The 1259-nt window shown below is 69.7% G+C and carries 1 protein-coding gene; it reads right to left on the bottom strand.

Features of this window, described 5'->3' with window-relative positions; all coding sequences use genetic code 11:
- Nucleotides 1–1164 (bottom strand): IS30 family transposase (locus AB0H12_RS45170; protein ID WP_499632963.1); only part of this gene is annotated, 1164 nt, incomplete at its 3' end.
- Nucleotides 1165–1259 lie beyond the last annotated feature (95 nt).

The following is a 1259-nucleotide window of genomic DNA, read 5'->3' as shown; positions in this document are numbered from 1 at the left end:
GCCATTGGTGTTCTCGTTCGTGCCGCGCTGCCACGGGCTGTGCGGATCGGCGAAGTAGACCGTCAACCCGGTCTCGATCCGCAGCTGCGCGTGCCGGGCCAGTTCCTTGCCGCGGTCCCAGGTCAACGACCGCCGCAGCTGCTCGGGCATGGTCGTGAACCTCGCCGCGATGGCGTCCTTCACCGCCAGGGCGCCGCGGCCGGCCAGCGCGGGGCCGTTCTTGACGTGCCGTTCGGTGCCGAAGCCTTCCATGCGGGGCAGGTGCAGCAACATCGTGAACCGCGTCGTGCGCTCCACGAGCGTGCCGATGGCCGACCGGTCTGCGCCGATGATCAGATCGCCTTCCCAGTGGCCTGGCACCGCCCGATCCTCGACCTCGGCGGGACGCTCGCTGATCACCACCTCGGCGGTGACGTGACCGCTCGCGCGCTGACGAGCGCGAGCACGCGGCACTCGCAGTGCACGACCGGTGCGCAGGCAGGCGACCAGCTCCCGCCGCAGCACGCCGCGTCCCTGGACGTAGAGGGCCTGGTAGATCGCCTCGTGCGAGACCCGCATGGACTCATCATCGGGGAAGTCCGACGGCAACCTGCGGCTGATCTGCTCGGGGCTCCACGCCGTCACCCATTCGCGATCCTCCTGCCGGGGTTTGCCGCGGCCGTTCCACTTGCGTGTGATCGGCCCGACCTCAACTCCGTCGGGCGTTGCGACGGTTCCGGCGAGCCGGTCCTGGACGTACTCGCGGAGCCGCTCGTTGGTCGCGAGCTTTGCGGACTTGGGCCGGCGGGCCATCAGTTCCGCCTTCCACTGCGCGATCGAGGCCCGGTAGTCCAACTGGCCGCCACGGGTGGCGGCGTTGCGGCGCAACTCCCGCGAGATCGTCGACGGCGACCGCCCCAACCTGCGCGCGATCTCGCATACTCCGATGCCCTGGGCCTTCAACAACGCGATCTCCTCGCGCTCGACGAACGACAGATACCTGCCCGAGGGCGGAAGGAGACGGATCGAAGGCATGCCGCCACGGTGGCGGAACCACCGCCAGCCCACCGGTCCCGACACGCCGCACGCGACGGCGGCATCCTCAGTGGACATTCCCTCGGCGATCCCTGTCCAGAACGCACGCTCCACATCACGACGAATCGGAGGCGGCCCGGGCGACCTCATCGCCGGACGCCCCGTCACCCTCGTCACCCAACCCGCTGACCGCCCCACCCGACACCTCCGCCATCGAGGTGTTGCGACGACCAGTTGAATCCGCC

It is taken from the genome of Actinosynnema sp. NPDC023794 (assembly GCF_040639675.1).
GTDB lineage: Bacteria > Actinomycetota > Actinomycetes > Mycobacteriales > Pseudonocardiaceae > Actinosynnema > Actinosynnema luteola.
Note: the sequence above shows the minus strand (reverse complement) of the source record. Positions and strands in the feature narration are given on the sequence as shown.